Origin of the sequence: Chryseobacterium soldanellicola (assembly GCF_900100115.1) — a bacterium.
In the GTDB taxonomy this organism is placed as follows: Bacteria; Bacteroidota; Bacteroidia; order Flavobacteriales; family Weeksellaceae; genus Chryseobacterium; species Chryseobacterium soldanellicola.
Window position 1 is genome coordinate 355755 of the sequence record NZ_FNKL01000002.1, and the last position, 21932, is coordinate 377686.

Consider the following 21932-nt stretch of genomic DNA (forward strand, 5'->3'; position numbering starts at 1 on the left):
AAATTCCGAAGTGGTTCTTTTTTTGCGTTATTTATAAAGAGATATTTGCTTTTAAACTGATTTTATTCGCACTCAATTCTTAAATTTGTCATATGAATTATTTGGAAGCTTTAAGCAGAAGATATTCTGTAAAGAAATTTAACAACGAAATCATCCCCCAGGAAACCCTTCACAACATTCTTGAATCCGGGAAACTAGCCGCAAGCTCACTGGGTCTGCAGCCGTATAAAATAATTGTTGTTGAAAGTGAAGAAATGAAGCAAAAATTAATTCCGGCATTTTACAACCCATCACAAATTTCCACATGCTCTCATCTGATTGTTATTATTTCAAAAAGAATTATTGATGACAGCTACATTCACGGGTATTTTAACCACATTTCTGAGGTAAGAGATGTGCCGTTGGAAAAACTTGATCTTTTCAAAAAAAGCATTAACCAGCATATTGTTCAAAAAACAAGCGATGAAATTTTCAACTGGGCAGAAAAACAGTCATACATCGTTCTAGCCAATTTAATGTACGCCGCAGCGATCGAAAACATTGATACCTGCCCGATGGAAGGATTCCGACAGGAGATGATCGAGGATATTTTAGAGATCAATCCTGAGAGAGAAAAAGTAACCGTCACCCTTGCATTAGGGTACCGTTCTGAGGAAGATCATTTCCAGCACATGAAAAAAGTAAGAAAACCAAACGAAAAATTGTTTAAATTTATTTAATATTTAGACGATCGTACCTAAAGTAAGCATATGATAAAAGCGGATGTATTAGTAATCGGTTCCGGTATTTCGGGACTTTCTTACGCCATTAAAGTTTCTGAGCAGCTTCCTGATGCCAAAATAATCATAGTCACAAAATCTGATGAAGATGAAAGCAATACCAAATACGCACAAGGCGGTCTTGCGGTGGTTACAGATTCTAAAAACGACAATTTTGACAAGCATATCGAAGATACCATGCGCGCCGGAGACGGGGAAAACAAACGCGATGTAGTAGAAATGGTGGTAAAAGAAGCCCCTGCAAGATTTAACGAAATTGTAGAATGGGGAGCCAATTTTGACATGAAAAACGGCGAATTTGCTCTAGGAAGAGAAGGAGGCCATACCGAAAACAGAATTGTACATCATAAAGATATCACAGGTTTTGAGATCGAAAGAGCTCTTCTGGAAACAGCCAAGCACAGCCCGAATATTGAAATACTGGATCATCATTATGTAATTGATATCATCACACAGCACCACGTTCCGGGAAAAGAACTGAATGAAGGCGACATCCATTGTTACGGAGCCTATATTTTGGATGAAAAGTCTAAAAGAATTAAAAAAATCACTTCAAAAATAACATTGGTTGCCACAGGCGGGGCCGGCCATGTATATAAAAATACCACCAACCCAAAAATCGCAACCGGCGACGGAATTGCTTTTGTAGCCCGTGCTAAAGGAAATGTTTCCAATATGCAGTATTATCAGTTCCACCCGACTGCCTTATATAGCAAAATGGACGGAATGTTATTTTTAATTTCTGAGGCCGTCCGTGGAGATGGTGCAAAATTAAGAACGAAAAGAGGTGAAAAATTCATGCATAAATATGATGAGCGTGAAGAATTAGCCTCAAGAGATATTGTCGCAAGAGCCATTGATGCAGAAATGAAAATTTCCGGAGACGAATATGTCGGGTTGGATTGCCGCGATATGAACCATGAAAAATTCCTTGAACATTTTCCTAATATTTACAAAAAATGCAAGTCTGAGGCGATCGATCCCTTTACACAATTAATTCCTGTGGTTCCGGCGTGCCATTATTTAATGGGTGGAATTGATGTTGATAAAGACGGTCAATCTTCCATCAATAACCTTTTCGCAGTCGGGGAATGTACGAATTCCGGACTTCATGGGGCCAACAGATTAGCATCAAATTCATTATTGGAAGGTTTGGTTTTCGGACATAACGCCGCCATGAAAACAGTGGAATTATTAAATAAAAACGATTTCAATTTTGATGATTTAAAAGCTGTTCCGGAATGGGATGAAGAAGGCATGAAAATTATGGACGAGATGGTGATTATCACTTATTTAAGAAAACAGCTGCAGGAAATGATGAGCGATCTGGTAGGGATCGTAAGAAGCAACCGACGTCTGAATATGGCTTTACAGAAGCACCAGGAAATTGCTGCTGCCGTGAATGAAATTTACCACTACTCTATTCTTTCGCCACAATTGTCGGAATTGAGAAATTTAACAACCGTTGCGCACCTCATCATCATCCAATCTATGGAAATGACTGAAAATAAAGGCGCATTTTATAATAAAGATTTAGCTTAAATATAATGAAAAGACCAGCATACGTTACAGATAAAGCTTTAAAACAATTCATTAAAAACGCCTTAGAAGAAGACATTCACGATGGCGACCACTCCACTCTTTCGACTATCCCGAAGGATTTGGAGCAAAGTGCAAAACTTCTGGTAAAGCAGAATTGTATTTTGGCCGGTGTAGAATTGGCGGAATTTATTTTTAAAACTTTTGATAAAAACTTAAACGTTGAAATCTTCATTAAAGACGGGTCCGCAGCAAAAGTCGGAGATGTGGCCCTTATCGTAAAAGGAAGCGCGAGATCAATTCTGTCCACAGAAAGACTGATCCTTAATTGTATGCAGAGAATGAGCGGGATTGCAACACTTACTCATGACTGGGATTCAAGATTAATCGGAACTAAAACCAAGCTTTTAGATACAAGAAAAACAACGCCAAATTTCAGAATTTGTGAAAAATGGGCCGTTGCCATCGGTGGCGGAACCAATCACAGATATGGTCTTTATGACATGATCATGCTGAAGGACAACCACATTGATTACAACGGAAGCATTACCAATGCCGTAAAAATGGCGAAAGAGTACGTTAAAAAAAATAAGAAAAAATTAAAGATTGAGGTTGAAACCAGAAACCTTGAAGAAGTGCAGGAAGCCATCAACGCAAAAGTTGACAGAATCATGCTTGATAATATGGATGTAAAAACCATGAAAAAGGCCATAAAAATGATCAACGGCTCATGCGAATCTGAAGCTTCCGGCGGAATTACCAGAGATCAGCTCAAAGAAATTGCCTCTACGGGTGTCACTTTTATCTCTGCCGGTGCATTAACACACTCTGCAGAGAATATTGATTTGAGTCTCAAAGCCGTGAAATAGCGTTGAATTTTTAATAAAAATGATGTGCTTTTGTTAAAAATTCAATAATATGATTTTTTTCATAGGAAAATTCAATTTTTGTTTATAAATTTGAAAATCAACTACTTATAGCTTAATTATATTGATTAAAAATTAACATATAGTTAATATTAGTTAAAATTTATTTCCCGAATTTTGCATAAAATTTAAATCTAACTATTACTAACGATTATGAAATTAATCAACAAATCAATACTAACTGTAGCTATTACGCTTTCAACAGCTAGTGTTTATTACGCTCAAGAAGTTAAGGACACGGTAAACACTACCAGGTCTAAAGACATTGAAGAGGTTATTTTACAAGGTGTTACGGATATCGCTAAAGATAGAAAAACGCCAGTTGCTGTTTCGACAGTAAAAGCAGCACAAATTATAGAAAGATTAGGAAACCAGGAACTTCCTGAAATTTTGAACACGACTCCTTCTGTATATGCTACTAAAGGTGGTGGTGGTTTCGGTGATTCTCAGATTGTAATCAGAGGATTCGAATCAAGAAACATCGCTGTAATGGTAAACGGTATGCCGGTGAATGACATGGAAGGTGGTACTGTTTATTTTTCTAACTGGACTGGTCTACAGGATGTAACAAGCACACTTCAGGTACAGAGAGGTTTAGGGTCTTCAAAATTAGCAATTGCTTCTGTTGGAGGTACTATTAACTTCTTAACGAAGTCTGCGGACATGAAAAAAGGAGGAGTAATCAGATTAGGAGTTGGTAACAATGACTATTTAAAATCTTCTTTTGCTTATAACACAGGTAAGTCAGATAAAGGATGGTCTTCTTCATTCTTAATGAGCAGACAATCCGGATCAACTTATATTGAAAACACAGATTACGAATCTTATGCATATTACTTTGCATTAGGTTGGGAACCAAACAAAAAACATAATTTCCAGTTTACAATGACTTCTGCTCCGCAGTGGCACGATCAGAGAACATTCTCTCCTACAATTGGAAACTATATTAAATTCAATCCGGACAAAGACGGTTCGCCATACAGACAGTATAACTCCGACTATGGTTACTACACCGATGAGAACGGAAATAAAGTGCCATTGGCAAACAGATCAAACTATTACTCTAAGCCGGTAATGATGCTGAACTGGGACTGGACAATCAACGATAAGTCAAAATTGAGTACAGTAGCCTACATGTCTAATGGTAGAGGTGGTGGAACTGGTGATATCGGTAGAGTTGGAGGTAAATCAATTACTGATGCTACTTTCCTTGACGGTGGAGGACACTTCAATTATGATGCAATTTTTGCAGCTAACCAGGCGGTTAATGTAAACACAGCTCCTGCCGCAAGTACTCTTGTAAGAAGATCAAGCATCAACTCTCACAACTGGTATGGTATCTTAGCCAATTTCCAACATAAAATCAATGACAACTGGAATTTCTCTGTAGGTACTGACGACAGATATTACTATGGATACCACTATCAGGTAATTTCTGATCTGTATAACGCTGCCGGATATAAGGATAATACCAACAAAAACATTGCGCCAAATGTGGTAAGAAATACTTACGACTATCAAAAGCTTACATGGAATCCTTTTGGAGGAAAAGTAGCACCGATGGAAGACAGAATCGGATACAGCAATGACGGTGAAGTAATTTGGTACAGTGGATTTGCTCAGGTAGAATATTCTAAAAATAATTTATCTGCATTTTTACAGGGATCAGTATCAAACCAGGGATATCAGAGAATTGATAACTTCGTTCAGGATGGTATTACAAGACAACCGAACGCCACTACAGGTCAAATCGTTAACACAAAAACAGGATTTAAAAATCTTTTCGGATACAACATTAAAGGGGGTGCTAATTATAACATCAACGAGCAACATAATGTTTTCGCAAACATTGGGTATTATAGCAAACAGCCTTTCTTAAACGCTGTATATCCAAGTAACTTCCAGGTTGTTAACCCAACATTAACTAATGAGAAAATCTTTTCTGCTGAAGTTGGGTACGGATTCAGATCGGGTAAATTCAGTGCAAATGCAAACTTTTACAGAACTGAATGGAAAGACAGATGGTTGAGAAGAACAAACCAGACATTTACATTACCTGATAATACAACAGCTACTGGATACGCAGAAATTAACGGCATTACAGAAATCCACCAAGGTTTTGAATTTGACGGTGTTTACAAGCCAACAAATTTCCTAGAATTCCAGGGTATGTTCTCTTGGGGAGATTATTACTACAAAGGAAATGCTACAGGATCTACATTTGATGACAACAACAATCCAATTACTGTAGCCGGTAACTCAAACTCTACTACGCTTTATTTAGATAAAGTAAAAGTAGGTGGAACAAGCAACAACAGTATTCCTCAATTGACAGCATCATTAGGCGCAACTGTAAAGCCTGTGAAAGATCTTAGCATTTATGGTACTTTGAGACACGTTGGTAAAGTATATTCTTCAATTGATATTGCAACATTCTCAAATGAAGCTGCACAGCAAAAAGGAGTATTACAGTTACCTGATTTTAACTTATTTGATTTAGGTATTTCTTATAAAATAAGATTAAAAGATGCTTCTCAATACTTTACAGTAGGTGCTAACGTTTATAACTTGTTTGATACAACTTACATTTCTGATGCTTCAACAAATGTTTTCGGAAATGATAAAATTACAACAAACAATGATCCTGACAAAGGTAAAACTTATGAAGAAGCTGGCAGAATGTACGATGGCCTTGCAGATGGCAACAGAGTATTGTTCGGATTTGGTAGAACATGGTCTGCAACATTATCATTCAACTTTTAATATATCATAATATTAAATTTTATAAATATCAATCCCGGCTTTTCGCCGGGATTTTTGTTATATTTGTGTACTTTAAAATAGAAAAAATAGACGTATGGATTTTTACAAGGTTTTTCTTAGTGCTCACAAAGGATTTGGGTATTTAGAACTGGTTTTAGTAGCATTATTTGTTATTGCGCTTTTAACGACCATGTTTGGTTTCAGTGGTAAGGTAAATAAATTTCTGAAGAAGACTACCCTCTTCACAATGATCTTTTTTCACGTTCAGTTTTTGGTGGGAATATGTCTGTTATTGATATTTTCTCCCGGTTTCAAAGCTGCTTTGGATGCCGGAACATTAATGAGCGATTCTTATTCAAGATTCCAATATGTAGAACATCCCGTTTCTATGTTGATCGCTGCGGTTTTAATGACCATCATCAACAAAAAAGTAAAATCCAATGATACCATTTCTTTAGGAATTGTTATTATGGGACTCATTGCGGTAGGCTTATTCGCATTCGCTTTCCCTTGGGCAAGAGTCTTCGGAGCGTAAAAGTTATAAAGTATAAGTTATAAATGATGAGTTTATAATTTTAAATATTAATTTTAAATTTTTTAATTAAATCAATGAAAGTAGCTGTAGTCGGTTCAACAGGAATGGTTGGACAAGTTATGCTTAAAGTTTTGGAGGAGAGAAACTTCCCTGTCACAGAATTAATTCCGGTTGCATCGGAAAGATCTATTGGTAAAAAGGTGAAGTATAAACAGGAAGAATTTACGATTGTAAGCATGAAGGACGCTATAGCTGCCAAACCGGATATCGCAATTTTCTCTGCGGGAGGTTCAACTTCACTTGAGTTTGCTCCTTTATTTGCAGAAGCAGGAACAACGGTGATCGACAATTCCTCAGCCTGGAGAATGGATCCTGACAAGAAATTGGTCGTTCCTGAGATCAATGCAGATGTGTTGACAAAAGAAGATAAGATTATTGCCAATCCGAACTGTTCTACCATTCAGCTGGTAATGGTTTTAGGACCTTTGAACAAAAAATATGATTTAAAAAGAGTAATCGTTTCTACCTATCAGTCTGTAACAGGAACTGGTAAAGCAGCTGTAGATCAGCTAAATGCAGAAATCAGCGGAGACAATTCCATTGCGAAGGTTTATCCTTATCAGATCTTCAAAAATGCATTGCCACACTGTGATGCCTTTGCGGATGATGATTATACGAAAGAAGAAATTAAATTAATGAAAGAACCTAAGAAAATCCTTGGGGACGACACATTTAATTTAACGGCAACTGCAGTAAGAGTTCCCGTTCAGGGAGGTCATTCTGAAAGCGTTAACATTGAATTTGAAAATGAATTCGAGCTTGATGAAGTAAGAAAAATTTTATCTGAAACTCCTGGTGTTGTGGTAATGGATAATGTAAAAAACAACGAATATCCAATGCCTTTATATTCCGAGGGAAAAGACGAGGTTTTTGTCGGAAGAATAAGACGGGATCTTTCACAGCCGAAAACGCTGAATCTCTGGATCGTAGCAGACAATCTGCGAAAAGGTGCTGCAACCAACGCAGTACAGATTGCAGAATACCTAGTAGCAAATAACTTAGTATAAACTAACAAAATAAAAAAGAGTCTCAAAATTGAGATTCTTTTTTTTATCAAACTTATGAACGTTCAAACGAATAGCAATAAAGATAAAATAGGCTTTCAAAAATGGATCGCAGTTTTTGGAGTTATTTTATTCATAGGAAAAATTATCGCATGGAAGCTCACAAATTCCGATGCCGTATTTTCTGATGCCATGGAAAGTATCGTAAATGTCATCAGCGCATTTATGGGGCTTTATTCCCTGCATCTTGCCGCAAAACCAAAAGATAAAGACCATCCTTACGGGCACGGAAAAGTTGAATTCGTGACCTCCGGAATTGAAGGTGCCCTGATTGCCATTGCAGGCATTATGATCATCTATGAAGGCGTTAACAGCCTCATAACCGGTAAAATACTAAATAAGCTCGACTGGGGAATCTGGATTATTGCCGCAACCGCGATTATCAATTATTTTCTGGGTTATATTTCCATTAAAAAAGGCGAAAGAGACACTTCACTGGTTCTCATCGCATCCGGAAAGCATCTGCAATCCGATACAATTACAACCCTCGGCGTCGTTATCAGCTTACTTGTTGTTTATTTCACTAAAATTTATTGGATAGATTCTGCCGTAGCTCTATTATTTGGCGGATATATCATCTTTGTCGGCTATAAGATTATCCGCAAATCGTTGAGTGGTATTATGGATGAGCAGGATCCCGACCTTTTAAACCAAATCGTTAAAGTTCTTGAAAAAAACAGAAAAACAGAATGGATTGATATTCACAACATGAAAATCCAGCAATTCGGGGCTTCCCTTCATATCGATGCACATATTACCCTGCCCTGGTATTACAGCCTTCGTGATGCCCATAAAGAAATGGAAAACGTAATCATTCTTTTAGCGAAAAATATGACACGCACCATTGAATTCAATTTTCATATGGATGACTGTAAAAATATTTCATGCCCTGTTTGCCAGATTGCAGATTGCCCTGTCCGTGAACGAGAATTTGTCAAAAGAGTGGAATGGACTCCCGAGAATATCACGCGAGAAGTGAAGCATACTGTTAAATAAAAAGCCTTTACTATTAAATATTAAAGCATTCTTTACACACTTGTCTTTCTCCTGTTATTTTATAATTAAATAAAAGCTGTCTGTTATTATCTCACAACTTAAGGAATTAAATTATAAAAAAAATAGCACTGGAAAAATAAAAAATTTTATCATTTCTTATTTTAATTAAAAATAGATCTCTGGCATTCAAAATATTACGAATAAATTCATGAAAATTGAAAACTAGAAATATAAATTGAAAATTCAGAGAAAAAAATTCTTATTAAATTTTTACTTTTAAAACAATTCAGAGGCTTTCGCACTCATTTTCAGCCTGTAATAATTGAAAACTTCGTTGAATTATTATAAAATTTCGTTTCTTTGTCCGCGAATTTAAAATCACAAATAATGACAATGAATCAAGCGCTTATTAGCGAATTACAGATGGAGGCTGCCAGCACCTTTAAAATATTGGAAAGAGTACCGGCAGATAAATTTGACTGGGCACCTCACGAAAAATCAATGAACCTGTGCAGATTATCAACGCACATAGCAGATCTGCCTAACTGGGCAGAAAGGATATTCAAGCTGGATGAAGTAGACCTTGCGGTTACGAAATATCAGCCGCCAACACAGGCAACCACCACAGAAGAATTGCTGGATATTCATAAAAAAGCCGTTGAAAATTGTGTAAGCCTGCTTAAAGAAACCTCAGATGCAAAATTAATGGAAATTTGGACCCTGAGAACCGGCGATCAGATAATGTTGCAATTGCCGAGAGTGGCAGTATTGCGAAGTATGTGTTTCAGCCATCTTTATCACCATCGCGGACAGTTAAGCGTGTTTTTACGTTTGCTGGATGTAAAGATACCAGGCATGTACGGGCCAAGTGCTGATGAATTAATTTAAAAAAAGTAGATCATTTTCAAGACCGGCAGATTATTTTGCCGGTTTTTATTATAAAATAATGTGATGATAAGTTTTATTTCAAAATTAAATGAATGCTTTATAAAAATCATAAGACCAAAAATCTATTTGGATAATTATCCCTTTTTCTCGCTTATTTGCTTTCTATAATAAAACATCGGAATGATAAGAAGTAAAATCAAAGGCTGAATCACAAACCTTCTCATATAAAAAGAAAAAAGATATCCGATCTCAAATCTGTTGTAAATACAATACAGGTAAATCGGAAATGTGATGAAAAAAATTATCGCAATTAATAATGCTCCCTGAATGGTCCATTCTTTATTTTTAAACAAAAAATGTATAATCAGACAGGAAAAAATCAGGTTTAATATAAATCTGAAAATATGCCCAATAATTAACCTCCCCCACTCAAAAGAAGGAAAGGCCAGGCTTTTATCAGCCTCATGGAAATAATTCAGAAAAGGATCATAGAAAATGCTGTCTTCAAGCGCTCTCACACTGATAAGCCCAACAACTCCTGCCATGACCAGAAACCAACTAAGAATCTTCATTTTTTAATGCAAAAAATTTAATCCAGATAAGCCAAAGCAAGACAACACAACCATAAATAACCGCCGGAAAAATATAATCATGAGATATTTTACCGTATTGCTTATGATCCGTCATCACAATATTTAAGCCGATAATCCTCACCAGATTCATAATATAAAGCAAAATAAGGCCGATCAAAACAAAAGCAAATGTTTTAACACCTTTATAAAAGGCAAAAACAAAAGAGACAAAAAGAATCATCACCGAGATGGCATTACAACCTTCTACCATTCTCGTTGCATAATCACTTTTTACGTAAAACCAGACTTGCTCCTTAGGAATATCATTATAAAGCTGCGTCGGATATCCTGCTGAGTTTTGAAAATACCTCACCTGCTCAGCAATTATCCTCGAAAAAGGATCTAAACCACCTGCCTTAAAGCTATTTAGGTAAAATTGATACGCAAAAAGCAGCACCAGATAAATGATGATGAATCGCAGTAAAATTCCTAAAACAGGTTTAAAATCCTTTAACATACTGCAAAGATAGAAATTAGCACGTAAATTACTATATTTGTTTTCTACTATGAATGCTGAAAACGCCAACCTATTTTTTGAAAAATATTCAGGGAAAACAACTTCTGAGTTTATTACTTTAGCTCAAAGCGGCTCCGCGAGAGTAAATTTTTTAGCAAAAACAGATAAAAAGAAGTATATTATTACTTACAATGAAAATATTCCGGAGAACGAAAGTTTTTTTTATTTCTCAGGTATTTTTACTCAGCTAAAGCTCAATACACCAACAATATTCACGATTTCCGAGGATAGAAAGCTATATGTGCAGGAATTTTTAGGTGAAAATACTCTCTCAGAAATTATTTCTAAAGAAAGTTTATCCGATAAAGTGAAATTTTTGGTGAAACAGACTCTGGAAAAACTTTATCAGCTTCAAATTAAAACTCAGGGCAAAATAGATTTCGCAAAAACTTTTGAATACGAAAGTTATGACGAGCTTCCCGTAATGCACGATTTATATTATTTTAAAAGTTTCGTTGCTGATGTTCTGGAGCTGGAATATCATAAATCGACTTTGCTGAAAGAATTTAAAAAAATCGCTAACCTCATCGAAAATCTCGAGCCAAAAGGATTAATGATCCGTGATTTTCAGGCCAGAAATATCATGGTAAATGAAAATAATGAAGTTGCGTTCATCGATTATCAGTCTGCGATGAAAGGCCCTTTGATATATGATGTGATTTCGTTTTTATTTCAGGCTAAAGCCAATTTTCCTGAAGATTTTAAAAATGAAATGCTGGAATTTTACATTCAGCAATTTAAAAATGAAGAAACTCAACTTCAACTAAAAAATTCGGTTAAGCCCATTCAGATGATGCGGTTTTTGCAGGTTTTGGGAGCTTACGGATTCAGAGGATTGATTCAAAAGAAGCAACATTTTATCGCAAGCATCGAAAAAGGAATTGAAAATATCACAGAATTTTCTCAATCCTGGGAACATATGAAAAATTATCCCGAGCTTGAAAAAGTAATACAGCAATTAAGTTTAGAGAAAACAAAATTGAAAATTGGAGAGATTTTACAAAGTTAAAGTCTTCGACAAGCTAAGACTGACACCGTTAAAAATTACGCTCATTTAACAGTTAGTATTAGCCATGTCATCCTGAGCGGAGTCGAAGGATCTCTTCAAAATAAAAAAATAATTTTAGATTCCTAGGGAATGACAAAAGTGACTGAAAATATAAAAAAATAAATGATAAACAATCATTGATAAGCGATTTCCAAAACCAATGATCATTTATCAATAATCAATTATAATATAACAAAATGCTACACATCGACATACACAGTTTTTCGTACAAAAAAGGAGGAATTCCCAAAGATGATTCAGGAAACGGAGGTGGTTTTACCTTCGACTGCCGAGGAATTTTAAACCCCGGAAGAGTTGAAGAATATAAAATCCAGACCGGAAACGACATCGGCGTCCAGGAATACCTCGAAACAAAAACCGAAATGCCAAAATTTTTAGAATTAATAAAAAATCTTATTTCTATCAATATTGACAATTATCTGGAAAGAGGTTTTGAGAATCTGCAGATCAATTTCGGGTGTACGGGCGGACAGCACAGATCGGTATATTCAGCGATAAAAATTGCCCGTTTTATTGAAGAAAAATATGGTGAAAAAGTTGAGATCAGCCTTCACCACGACGAACAGCATCAACTGAATTCATAAAAGATAAGTGATAAATTATAAATAATCTATTCAGAACATTTATTTTTTCATCAATTATCATTCATCACTTATCAATTATAAATAATGAAGGCTCTAATTTTCGCAGCAGGAAAAGGCACAAGGCTTAAACCTTTTACAGATCATCATCCGAAGGCTTTGGCTAAGGTAAATGGCATTCCGCTTTTGGAAAGAAATATCAATTATCTTAAAAGTTTCGGAATAAAGGATTTTGTCATCAATATCCATCATTTTGGAAATCAAATTGTTGATTTTTTAAAGGAAAACGGTAATTTCAACTGCAATATTGAAATTTCTGACGAAACCCAGGAACTGCTGGAAACCGGCGGCGGCTTGATTTTTGCCAGAAAATTCCTCGATCATGGCGAAGATTTTCTGATCATGAATGCAGATATTCTCACCAATATCAATATTACCGATCTGGTTGAATATCATAAAAAGATAAAAGATTTTGCTACATTAGCCGTTTCGGATAGAGAAAGCTCAAGAAAACTACTTTTTAATGATGATTTGGTTTTAAGAGGCTGGCTGAATGTACAGACGGGTGAGCAGAGATTGGCTGAGTTTAACAAAGGGTTTAAAGCATTAGCTTTCAGTGGTGTGCACTGCATTAATCCTTCTATTTTTGAAAAAATAAAAAGAAAAGGCAAATTTTCTGTTATGGAAGAATATCTGGATCTTATGCAAACCGAACACATTCATGGTTTTGTACATGACAGCATCCTGATAGACGTCGGCAGACCCGAATCTGTAATAGAAGCCGAAAAATATTTTAAATAATCTGCAATGGAAATTGATGGAAGAGACGAAAGTCTGGTAAATCCGGAATTAGACAGTAATGAAACAAAGCTGCACAACAGTTTAAGACAAAAAAACTGGGACGAGACCATTACCAAAGACAGCTGGATGGTTTTTAAGGTAATGGCTGAATTTGTAGACGGTTATGAAAAACTGGCTAAAATCGGCCCGTGCGTTTCTATTTTCGGATCGGCAAGACTGAAGCCTGAGAGTAAATATTACAATATGGCTGTGGAAATTGCCGAAAAAATCACTAAAATAGGCTTCGGAATCATTACCGGCGGCGGTCCCGGAATCATGGAAGCAGGAAATAAAGGGGCTTTTAATGCTAAAGGAAAATCCATCGGGTTGAATATCGATTTGCCGTTTGAACAGCACTTTAATCCTTATATCAACAGATCTTATTCAATGAATTTTGATTATTTCTTTGTAAGAAAAGTGATGTTTGTAAAATATTCTCAGGGATTCATTGTCATGCCCGGTGGTTTTGGCACTCTGGACGAGCTTACGGAAGCCATCACTTTGATTCAGACCAATAAAATCGGAAGGTTCCCTATAGTTCTGGTTGGCTCTGAATTTTGGAGCGGCTTACTCGATTGGTTTAAAGCTACTTTGTTAAAAGAGGACATGATCGCAGAAAATGATTTGGACCTTTATCGTGTGGTAGACAGCGCTGACGAAGCAGTTGCACACATTAAAGCATTCTACGATAAGTATTCTGTGAACGTAAACTTCTAATTGGCATATTATTTGTGAACTATAAATAACAATCTATGATTGTAAATCTATTAATTAAGATGAAAAAACTTTTATATTTATCCGGAATTTTAACATTTTTTGTGTTAATGAGTTTTGTTTATGCAGACTTTTTCTCTTCAATGACAAAAGTGGACTATATCGATGGAAGTAAGACGTTGAAGTTTACCACAAAGATGAATACTAATCATATTTCAGACGCCATCAAGATAAACCCCAGCACAGCAGGATTCGAAGCAGAGGTAAAAAAGTATGTAAATAACAACTTTGATGTGTACGTTAATGGTTCTCCCAAAACAATTACCTTTACAGGTAGCCAGGTAAGCGGGGAAACAGTTTGGGTATATTTTGAGACCGGAGGAATTCCGGAAATCAGTACCTTAAAAATAAAGAATACGATACTTTTAAGCGCTTTTCCTAAGCAGATCAACCTTGTGAATATTGCTTACAAAGGAAGCCAGAAAACAATGAATTTCCAGCGGGGAAAAGAAGTGAATGAAGTTTCTTTCTAAAGAATAAAATTAACAAAACCACTGCTTTTGCGGTGGTTTTTTGTTATTAATCACTTTTAACGTTCATTCTTACTTCATATTCAATATCGCTTTTGTCGTATTGAAAAGGTATGTTAGGCAATGACCAACTCGCTTCATACATCCCATATTCCGGATAGATATGATATTTTCTCAAAGAATCTGTAATATCAAATTTATCTAAAAGTAAAACCCCATCTCTAATATCTAATGAATCAAAAGCAACAAGATAACGTCTGCCATTGATGAACTCTCCATCTTCATTTGATTCTATAAAGTTTCCTTTGTTGGAAATAAATTTAAAATCATTTCCAGATCGTCGTTTTTCAGTATAATAACCCGACGTAACTGTTCCTACTCCATATCTAATATTTTTAAGCATAGTCACACTTGGGTTACCGGCATATACAACAAAAATAATTTTATAAATTACTAAAAAGGCAATGCCTATGACAATTGTCCAAAAAACGGTTTTACCTTCTTCCATTTTTTATACTTTTAAATACAAAATTAAAAAAAAGCTGTCTAATTAAAGACAGCTCTATGTTATATGTTATTTATAGTCAAGTATAAATTACTGAACCTGAATATTATCTAACTGAATTGTAGTTGTAACACCACTTCCGTTTCCTGAATATTCAAATACTACAAAACCATTCCCTGTTAATCCGGCAGGAATATTGTAAGTTCCGGCAGGTGCTAAAGTTCCGTATCCGCTCACAGGCGTTGTAGGAATTGTAAATGCCGAAGTAATATCCGTTTTGTTGGCTGCTGTAATGTCTCCAAGCGGAGTATAGTTTGTAGTTGTATAAACTTTTAGAGCGTTACCGTTCCAGAAACCAACATTCACATCAAATTTCAAGGTATTTGCTGCTGTAAAATCAACAGGTACAATGAAATAAGTAACATACGGACCTGAACCGGAATTCGCTCCTAATTGAATGTATTTGTTGTTGCTGAAAGTCTTCAGCTGCCAGTATCTGTTTCCTAAAAGAGCATCGTTAACATATTTAGGATAAACTTCCAGGTTGGTCGGAGTTAATGAATAGCTCTCAAAATTTTCAAGGAAAGAACCTGAATAAGTGATGGCTGTACCTCCTTTTGGCGGTGTTGCATCTACTCTGTTTCCTTTAAAATTAACGTCATTTGTGCTTCTGATCAACATTTGCCAAGTTGTTGTATAACGGCTTACTACAAAAGTAATATCTCCGTTTCCTGTTGGCAATAAGCTAGAACCTTGTGCGAAGAAACCTGAATTTCTAAGGGTCACTGAATTTCCTGAAGCATCTTCTAAAGTTCTGTCTGTATCAACTCCCGCTCCGCCAACATAATCGATGTAAGCTTTATTAACAGGGAAAATATCTCCGATAGAGAACTGTGTGTTAGGAACTTTCACCAATGTATTGATGTATTGTTCAGCCTTAGCTGCAGCAAGATTGGGCAATTCTACCGGCTTAATGTTTACAATTTCGAGTCCGTTTCCGTTACAAACCCCTGACATATATCTGCTTAATAAAGAAGCCGGGATTCTTCCGATTGCAAAAGTAGGATCTACAGAACCTATTTTCACAGCACCTCTGTCGAGACCTAGCCTTAAACCTTTAGCATTAATTCTGATATGCGCTCCAACAGGGAAATCTGCATAGTTGCTTGCTCTGTCAACTTCGATCTGTAAACCTGCAGTAGGATTTTCAGGCTTATCCTGGAAAGAAATTGTTTTATAGAAATTTCCGTTTTCGTCAGAAGAAACTACATACCCGTCAATGATCTGGTCAGTAGTAATCAAAAGATATCCTGTAGCCGGAGCCTGAGCTTTAAAATCAGCCAAAGACATCGTTGGAGCCGGGAATTTGTTTTCGCACTTGATTGGCGGTGTATCCCATTCATCTTTTTGTACGCAAGAGGTAATAGAAATTGCTGCAAATGCAACTCCTGCTACTAAACTTAAGTATTTTTTTATTGTCATCTTAATAATTTTTAATAAAGTAGTTAATGATTTGATTACTAGAATCTAAACTGTAAATTTATGAAATATGATCTTCCTTGAGTGTACCAGTATTTTGGTCCGAATAAAGGATATTCTCTATTTAAATCTTCCGAGAAAGTGTCGAACTTAGCATTTCTTGTCTGTTCAAAACCTCCTGTAATATATTTTCTATTATCTAAAATATTATTTACAGTAGCAGAAATCAAAACATAATATTTACCGATTACCCAAGATTTTCCTGCGTTAGCATTTAGGAAGAATGAAGAAGGTAATCTGTTGGGTTCTAAAACTTTTCTCAAATCAGCTTCAGATAAGCCATAAAATGGTGATGAAGTAAGATCATTCTGAGTAAATCCTTCGGTTCTGACTAATGAAGCCGGATCCAGATAATTATCATCAAAATAGTTCCAGTTTGCGCCTACCCACCAGTATTTAGGGTTGTTGTAACGGAAACCTAAAGAGAAAGCCTGTTGAGGAGTCCCTCCTTGACGATAGTTTTTAATATATGCTTTTCCTAAACTTGTATAAGGAAGCCCATTTGGGAAAACTCCGGCAGCATCTGAAGCAAAATAGGTCATCGGATCATTTTCATAAGTATATTGTCCTATACTTGCCAAACCTTGTAAAGATAATGTAGGAATCACTTTTACATCAACTCCTAGTTCCAATCCCATATTTCTTTTCTTCACGTCTGTCATGATCTGAGATACGAATGCACTCTGTACGTTCGTTTGATTACCATCTGCATCTACACTTTTCAACGCAAGACCGTCAGCAAAGTACCTTTGTACCGTAGTTTCGTTATCTGTATCAACCAAATATCCTGTTAATCTTAATTTTAAGAAAGGAGTTGACATTACATAACTTAAGTCGTTAGCATTTACAACCATATTTTTCACATTTGGCGCAACAGATCCGTTAACTCTCGGGTTAACAAATAAATCTTCCAAATAAGGAGCCTGCGTATAGTATGCTCCGTTGTAAACAATAAAGTTTCTTCCGTTAACTTTATAGATCGCCTGTCCTTTTATACCATAGTTCCAATAGTTATAATCAGTTCCTTTTCCATAAGAATCTTTGTATAAATAATGATTAAACAAACCTTCTCTGTTTGAGCTGGAATATCCAAACATTCCGGAAACAAATACATCAAATTTCCCTGTTGAAAACTTCAATCCCGGATTTACTTTTACTTCCTGTCTTCTAAAAATATAGTCGTAGGTCATTTTATCACCTACTTTTTTAGCTACATTTTCTTCACCTTCATTATATAGACCTGATTTACCCGGTTGGTTTGTAGCTGCAAACGGATCTCTGTTTAGTACAAAATCAGCACCCAGAAGATCGTTTACTTCTCTGTATTGTTCAGAACGGTAATTCTGATAAGATACGTTCAATAAAAATTTAGTCGTATCATTAAAATTGTGTATAAAGTGAGTAGCAGCATTCCATATTTTATCATCACTTACATCATTTACTAAATAATATAAAGCTCTTTTACCTGTTTGCCCATAATAAGTTCCTGCAGGCTGCTGCATATTTCTTCTGTACAATCTGTCCCAATTTAATTGAGTCACATTTGGATCTCCCGATTGCCATCCGGCTAAAGATGTTCTGTAGGCATCCTGTGCAGTCGTCATTGTTCCGTCCGGATTTATAACTGATGCATTCGGGTCTAAAGAATCATAATAACTTGGTAAATTTCTGTAATATGTCGGAGACGGGTTTTGAACATTCTGCCAGTCTAAACGAGAACCTTTATCTTTTCCAAATTGATAAGAAACTGATGTCCAAAGACTTGAATTCTTATTAATTTTCCAAAAATCCTGAAGCTGGAATAAAGGCTGGAAACCTTTTCTTACTCTTTCACTTCTCTGTTCCCCGTCTTGATAACCCCAATACGAGTTGTAATGTACGCCTCTGTAATCATATACTTCCTGAGTGCTCGGGCTTGCGGTTGACCTTCTGTAAGGAGCTCCGATAAAGTTGAAAGTCATCGTATGCTTATCGCTAAACTTTTTCTCAACTCCCAGATACGCACCGTAAGCATCATAGAAAGTTCCTTCCTGGATACCTTCCTCAGCCCATCTTCTTGCTCCCATCAATGTAAACGCCCATCCGCTTTTGCTCATTCCGGAGCTGTATCTTAGAGATGTTCTGTTTCTGTAATTTCTGTTTGTTAAAGATTGTGTAAACTGAAATCCTTTTCTGTATTCGCTGGCTTTTGTATTTTTATATACAACTGAGCTGTTTCCTCCGAATGCATATTCAGAAGGCGAATGATTGGCTGCAATTTCCGGGTATCTGGTAATTTCGTTTAATCCGCCCCAGTTGCTGAAGTCTACATTTCCGTTATCAGATTTCACCATAGAAACACCATTCAGCAGTGATTCTCCGGTTCTCCCGTCAATACCTCTCGGCCGGAACCAATAAACTCCTAAATCGAAAGCAGCAATTTTATTGAATACGTCCTGAGAAGATTGTAACAGACCTACCGTAGAAGCTTGTCCGCTGCTGCCGCCTTCATCATCACTATCATTGTCTATTATCGTTAAACCTTGATCGGCGCTTGTAAGATTAGAATATAGGGTAATTGTCCCTAGATCCTTTCTTTTCTCATTGGCTACGTCGAACTCCATTACTTTCGTTTCGAAGTTTGATTTCGTAATCACAATTTGATAATGCCCCGGCTGTAAATCTACAAATTGGAAATATCCAATCTTGTCGGCCGTTACATCATTGTCGCTCCCTTTAATATCTACTTCTGCCCTTTCAACGGGCTTCCCGTCAGCATCCTTTAAATACGCAAATACAGTGGTCTGCGCAAAATAGAATGAAGCAGGAAGTAAAGTAAATAAAGAGACTAATGATAGTTTTTTAATCATGCGTATGTTATTTTTTAAATACTTTTCTTCTTAATTTTCAACAGTTTAAAAGTTGGGGGCACAAATTTAATCAAATTTTAGAATTTACAATTTTTTTAACATTATTTTTTCTTAACATTGCAAACTTTTAAGAATGATTATGTAAAAATCAACAGCTACAACATTTTAAATTTACAAATATTTAAAATGGGATCAAGTTAAAAAAAAGTAAATTTGTCGATTAAATAATATTAATACTCTATATAGGATGAAGAGATTTTTAAGTTTTATAGCCATTGTTTTTTCAATGATGGTTTTCGCACAGCAAGGCAAGCTGAGAAAGGTTGCCGCCGTGGGTTTTCTGAATGTTGAAAATCTTTGGGATACCGTACGCTCTGCAGATTATATTGATGGAACAAAAGATATAAGCAATCCCGCTTTTCACAGAAGCATTCCTTTGGATTCCGTAAAATTTCTGGAAGCAGAAAAATACGACGGACAGTGGAGTGACGGTTTGCTAGCCGGTAAAAAAGTGGTAAAATATCAGGGTGGTTCGGAAGAATTTACCCCTTCAAGCCCAAAAAACTACAATACCAAAGTTTACAAAGCAAAACTGGCTAATGAAGCAAAAGTAATTTCTGAACTTGGTGCGCAATATACCAAAACAGCCCCTGCTGTAGTTGGCCTGATCGAGGTTGAAAACAGACAGGTTATTCAGGATCTTATCAAACAGCCCGTTCTTGCCAAATACGACTATGGAATTATTCATTATAATTCTTACGATTACAGAGGAATTGATGTAGCGTTAATTTATCAGAAAAGAAGATTTACGGTGACCAATTCATTAAAAAAAGAGTTAAAAGTTTTCGGTGAAGACGGTAAAAGAGAATATACAAGGGATATTTTGGTCGTTACAGGTTTCTTAGACAACGAAAAGGTAGCGTTTTTTATGAATCACTGGCCATCAAGAAGAGGCGGTGAAGCCGTTTCCTTACCTAAAAGAAATGCCGCAGCCACTTTATTAAAGCAACAGATGGACAGCATCAGAGCTGCAGATCCTACCACAAAACTTTTTGCAATGGGTGATTTTAATGACGATCCTGTAAGCGCAAGTTTAAAAAATCATTTGAAAGCTCAGCCAAGCCCGAAAGATTTAAGCGAAACAACGCCTTATCTTAATTTAATGTATCCTTTATATAAAAAAGGAATCGCATCTTTGGCTTATCAGGATGCACCCAACTTATTTGATCAGATCATTGTTTCTAAAAATTTAATCTCTGACCAGGTAACAAAAGAGTATTCCGTTTACAAAGCGGAAATTTATGCTCCCCCTTATCTGGTTAACAAAGAAGGAAACTATAAAGGCTACCCTTTCAGATCCTGGAATGGCGATCAGTTCACAGGAGGTTACAGTGACCACTTTCCGGCATTTGTGATCTTGCAGAAAGAACCATAAAAGAGGGCACTCAATTTGAGTGCTTTTTTTTGTAAATTTAGGTATGAAAAATTTAGTTTTAATAATTGCAATATTCTTTATTCCTTTTGCTTGTTTTTCGCAGGAAAAGCTTAAAAGCGATAAAGAGAAATCGGAAATTCAACCCTCAAAAAATGATGATGGTGAATGGGATATTACAGTTATTGATACTCAATTTGATTATTTTTTGAATGCAATTGCCCAACCGATGAGCCAATATTCAGAATCTTCCTTAAAAAGCAGAAATATTCTTTTAGTAAATGAATGGAATTCTTATTATTCCTCAGGCAGATACAGAAATGTCATTGAATCTTCTATTGATTACGATCCGAAAGAAAATTACGGGTTAAAATTTGAGTATAAATTATACCAGGTTTTTGCTTATGTCAATTGGAAATATGGCTTAAAAATGAACAATCTTTCCGGAAGTGACGTTACAAGATATTAAAAAGGTTCAGAAAAAACTCCTAAACCTTTTATTTTTATAATAGCTAACAATTATTTGTTGAATAATTCCTCAACTTTATCCCAGTTTACAACAGAGAAAAACGCTGCAACATAGTCAGGTCTTCTGTTTTGGTAGTTTAAGTAATAAGCATGTTCCCAAACGTCAAGTCCTAGAACCGGCGTTCCTTTAACGTCTGCAACAGGCATTAACGGGTTATCCTGGTTTGGAGTAGAAGAAACAGATACAGAACCGTCAGCATTTTTTACCAACCAAGCCCAACCTGACCCGAATCTTGTTTTCGCAGCTTCAGAAAAATCAGTTTTAAATTTTTCAAGTCCGCCATACGCTTCGATAGCTGCTTTTACGTTTCCTACAGGCTCATTGCTTCCTCCCGGAGTTAAAATTTCCCAGAATAAAGAGTGGTTGAAGTGACCGCCGCCATTATTTCTTACTGCTGGCTTGTCAGTTCCTGTCTGGCAGATCTCTTCGATCGTTTTTCCAGCTAGTTCAGTACCTTCGATTGCTTTATTTAAATTGTCGATATATGCCTGGTGGTGCTTTGTATGGTGGATTTCCATTGTTTTTGCATCAATAGTCGGTTCCAATGCATCGTAAGCATATCCTAATTTTGGTAATTCAAATGACATAATTTTATTTTTAATGTTATAACCCAAAGTTAACCAATAATTGACCTATATTCAAAAA

21 protein-coding genes are annotated in these 21932 nt (G+C 36.0%); 15 read left to right on the plus strand and 6 right to left on the minus strand.

The window, feature by feature from the left end:
• The first annotated feature begins 92 nt into the window (after window positions 1-92).
• The 8 genes from BLT04_RS06400 to BLT04_RS06435 all read left to right on the plus strand — a co-directional run bounded on the left by BLT04_RS06400 (window position 93) and on the right by BLT04_RS06435 (window position 9550).
• Window positions 93-719: an NAD(P)H-dependent oxidoreductase gene (locus BLT04_RS06400; protein ID WP_089754873.1), complete on the plus strand. Its 627-nt coding sequence runs from the start codon at window positions 93-95 to the stop codon at window positions 717-719.
• A gap of 30 nt (window positions 720-749) precedes the next feature.
• Window positions 750-2321 carry an L-aspartate oxidase gene (gene nadB, locus BLT04_RS06405; protein ID WP_089754874.1) on the plus strand — a complete coding sequence of 524 codons (1572 nt, stop codon included), beginning with the start codon at window positions 750-752 and terminating at the stop codon, window positions 2319-2321.
• A gap of 5 nt (window positions 2322-2326) precedes the next feature.
• Window positions 2327-3187: a carboxylating nicotinate-nucleotide diphosphorylase gene (nadC, locus tag BLT04_RS06410; RefSeq protein WP_089754876.1), complete on the plus strand. Its 861-nt coding sequence runs from the start codon at window positions 2327-2329 to the stop codon at window positions 3185-3187.
• Between the two features lie 210 nt (window positions 3188-3397).
• Window positions 3398-6007 carry a TonB-dependent receptor gene (locus BLT04_RS06415; protein ID WP_089754878.1) on the plus strand — a complete coding sequence of 870 codons (2610 nt, stop codon included), beginning with the start codon at window positions 3398-3400 and terminating at the stop codon, window positions 6005-6007.
• A gap of 94 nt (window positions 6008-6101) precedes the next feature.
• The gene (locus BLT04_RS06420; RefSeq protein WP_089754880.1) at window positions 6102-6542 is read left to right on the plus strand and encodes a hypothetical protein; all 441 of its coding nucleotides are present in this window, start codon (window positions 6102-6104) and stop codon (window positions 6540-6542) included.
• A gap of 74 nt (window positions 6543-6616) precedes the next feature.
• Window positions 6617-7609 carry an aspartate-semialdehyde dehydrogenase gene (locus BLT04_RS06425; protein ID WP_089754882.1) on the plus strand — a complete coding sequence of 331 codons (993 nt, stop codon included), beginning with the start codon at window positions 6617-6619 and terminating at the stop codon, window positions 7607-7609.
• A 54-nt stretch (window positions 7610-7663) separates the two neighbouring features.
• Window positions 7664-8662, plus strand: coding sequence for a cation diffusion facilitator family transporter (locus BLT04_RS06430; RefSeq protein ID WP_089754884.1), 999 nt, complete (start codon window positions 7664-7666; stop codon window positions 8660-8662).
• 393 nt (window positions 8663-9055) lie between these two features.
• On the plus strand, window positions 9056-9550 hold the full coding sequence (locus tag BLT04_RS06435) for a DinB family protein (RefSeq protein ID WP_170828440.1): 495 nt from the start codon (window positions 9056-9058) through the stop codon (window positions 9548-9550).
• A gap of 134 nt (window positions 9551-9684) precedes the next feature.
• Here BLT04_RS06435 and BLT04_RS06440 read toward each other — a convergent pair whose 3' ends face one another.
• Window positions 9685-10122 (minus strand): exosortase F system-associated membrane protein, encoded by a 438-nt coding sequence (locus tag BLT04_RS06440; RefSeq protein WP_089754888.1) that lies wholly within the window; start codon window positions 10120-10122, stop codon window positions 9685-9687.
• Entirely contained in the window at window positions 10109-10639 is a 531-nt protein-coding gene (gene xrtF, locus BLT04_RS06445) for an exosortase family protein XrtF (RefSeq protein WP_089754892.1), read from the minus strand. The genes BLT04_RS06440 and xrtF overlap by 14 nt, the downstream gene beginning before the upstream one ends.
• 49 nt (window positions 10640-10688) lie before the next feature.
• Between xrtF and BLT04_RS06450 the strand changes: the two genes are divergently transcribed.
• The 5 genes from BLT04_RS06450 to BLT04_RS06470 all read left to right on the plus strand — a co-directional run bounded on the left by BLT04_RS06450 (window position 10689) and on the right by BLT04_RS06470 (window position 14436).
• Window positions 10689-11708 carry an aminoglycoside phosphotransferase family protein gene (locus tag BLT04_RS06450; RefSeq protein ID WP_089754893.1) on the plus strand — a complete coding sequence of 340 codons (1020 nt, stop codon included), beginning with the start codon at window positions 10689-10691 and terminating at the stop codon, window positions 11706-11708.
• Window positions 11709-11944: 236 nt separating this feature from the next.
• Window positions 11945-12352 (plus strand): RapZ C-terminal domain-containing protein, encoded by a 408-nt coding sequence (locus BLT04_RS06455; RefSeq protein WP_089754894.1) that lies wholly within the window; start codon window positions 11945-11947, stop codon window positions 12350-12352.
• A gap of 84 nt (window positions 12353-12436) precedes the next feature.
• On the plus strand, window positions 12437-13150 hold the full coding sequence (locus BLT04_RS06460) for a nucleotidyltransferase family protein (RefSeq protein ID WP_089754895.1): 714 nt from the start codon (window positions 12437-12439) through the stop codon (window positions 13148-13150).
• A 6-nt stretch (window positions 13151-13156) separates the two neighbouring features.
• On the plus strand, window positions 13157-13906 hold the full coding sequence (locus tag BLT04_RS06465) for an LOG family protein (RefSeq protein WP_089754897.1): 750 nt from the start codon (window positions 13157-13159) through the stop codon (window positions 13904-13906).
• 59 nt (window positions 13907-13965) lie between these two features.
• The gene (locus BLT04_RS06470) at window positions 13966-14436 is read left to right on the plus strand and encodes a DUF6702 family protein (protein ID WP_228421915.1); all 471 of its coding nucleotides are present in this window, start codon (window positions 13966-13968) and stop codon (window positions 14434-14436) included.
• Window positions 14437-14482: 46 nt separating this feature from the next.
• Here BLT04_RS06470 and BLT04_RS06475 read toward each other — a convergent pair whose 3' ends face one another.
• The 3 genes from BLT04_RS06475 to BLT04_RS06485 all read right to left on the minus strand — a co-directional run bounded on the left by BLT04_RS06475 (window position 14483) and on the right by BLT04_RS06485 (window position 19326).
• Window positions 14483-14941, minus strand: a complete 459-nt coding sequence (locus BLT04_RS06475) for a hypothetical protein (RefSeq protein WP_089754900.1) — start codon at window positions 14939-14941, stop codon at window positions 14483-14485.
• An 87-nt stretch (window positions 14942-15028) separates the two neighbouring features.
• On the minus strand, window positions 15029-16420 hold the full coding sequence (locus tag BLT04_RS06480) for a M949_1556 family lipoprotein (RefSeq protein ID WP_089754902.1): 1392 nt from the start codon (window positions 16418-16420) through the stop codon (window positions 15029-15031).
• 38 nt (window positions 16421-16458) lie between these two features.
• Complete coding sequence (locus tag BLT04_RS06485; protein ID WP_089754903.1) at window positions 16459-19326, minus strand: carboxypeptidase-like regulatory domain-containing protein; 2868 nt, start codon at window positions 19324-19326, stop codon at window positions 16459-16461.
• 247 nt (window positions 19327-19573) lie between these two features.
• On the opposite strand from BLT04_RS06485, the gene BLT04_RS06490 reads away from it, so the two are divergent.
• Window positions 19574-20761, plus strand: coding sequence for an endonuclease/exonuclease/phosphatase family protein (locus BLT04_RS06490; protein ID WP_089754906.1), 1188 nt, complete (start codon window positions 19574-19576; stop codon window positions 20759-20761).
• Between the two features lie 43 nt (window positions 20762-20804).
• Window positions 20805-21227, plus strand: a complete 423-nt coding sequence (locus tag BLT04_RS06495) for a DUF6146 family protein (RefSeq protein WP_089754907.1) — start codon at window positions 20805-20807, stop codon at window positions 21225-21227.
• A gap of 50 nt (window positions 21228-21277) precedes the next feature.
• On the opposite strand, the gene BLT04_RS06500 is transcribed toward BLT04_RS06495, so the two are convergent.
• Entirely contained in the window at window positions 21278-21874 is a 597-nt protein-coding gene (locus BLT04_RS06500) for a superoxide dismutase (protein ID WP_062651314.1), read from the minus strand.
• Window positions 21875-21932 lie beyond the last annotated feature (58 nt).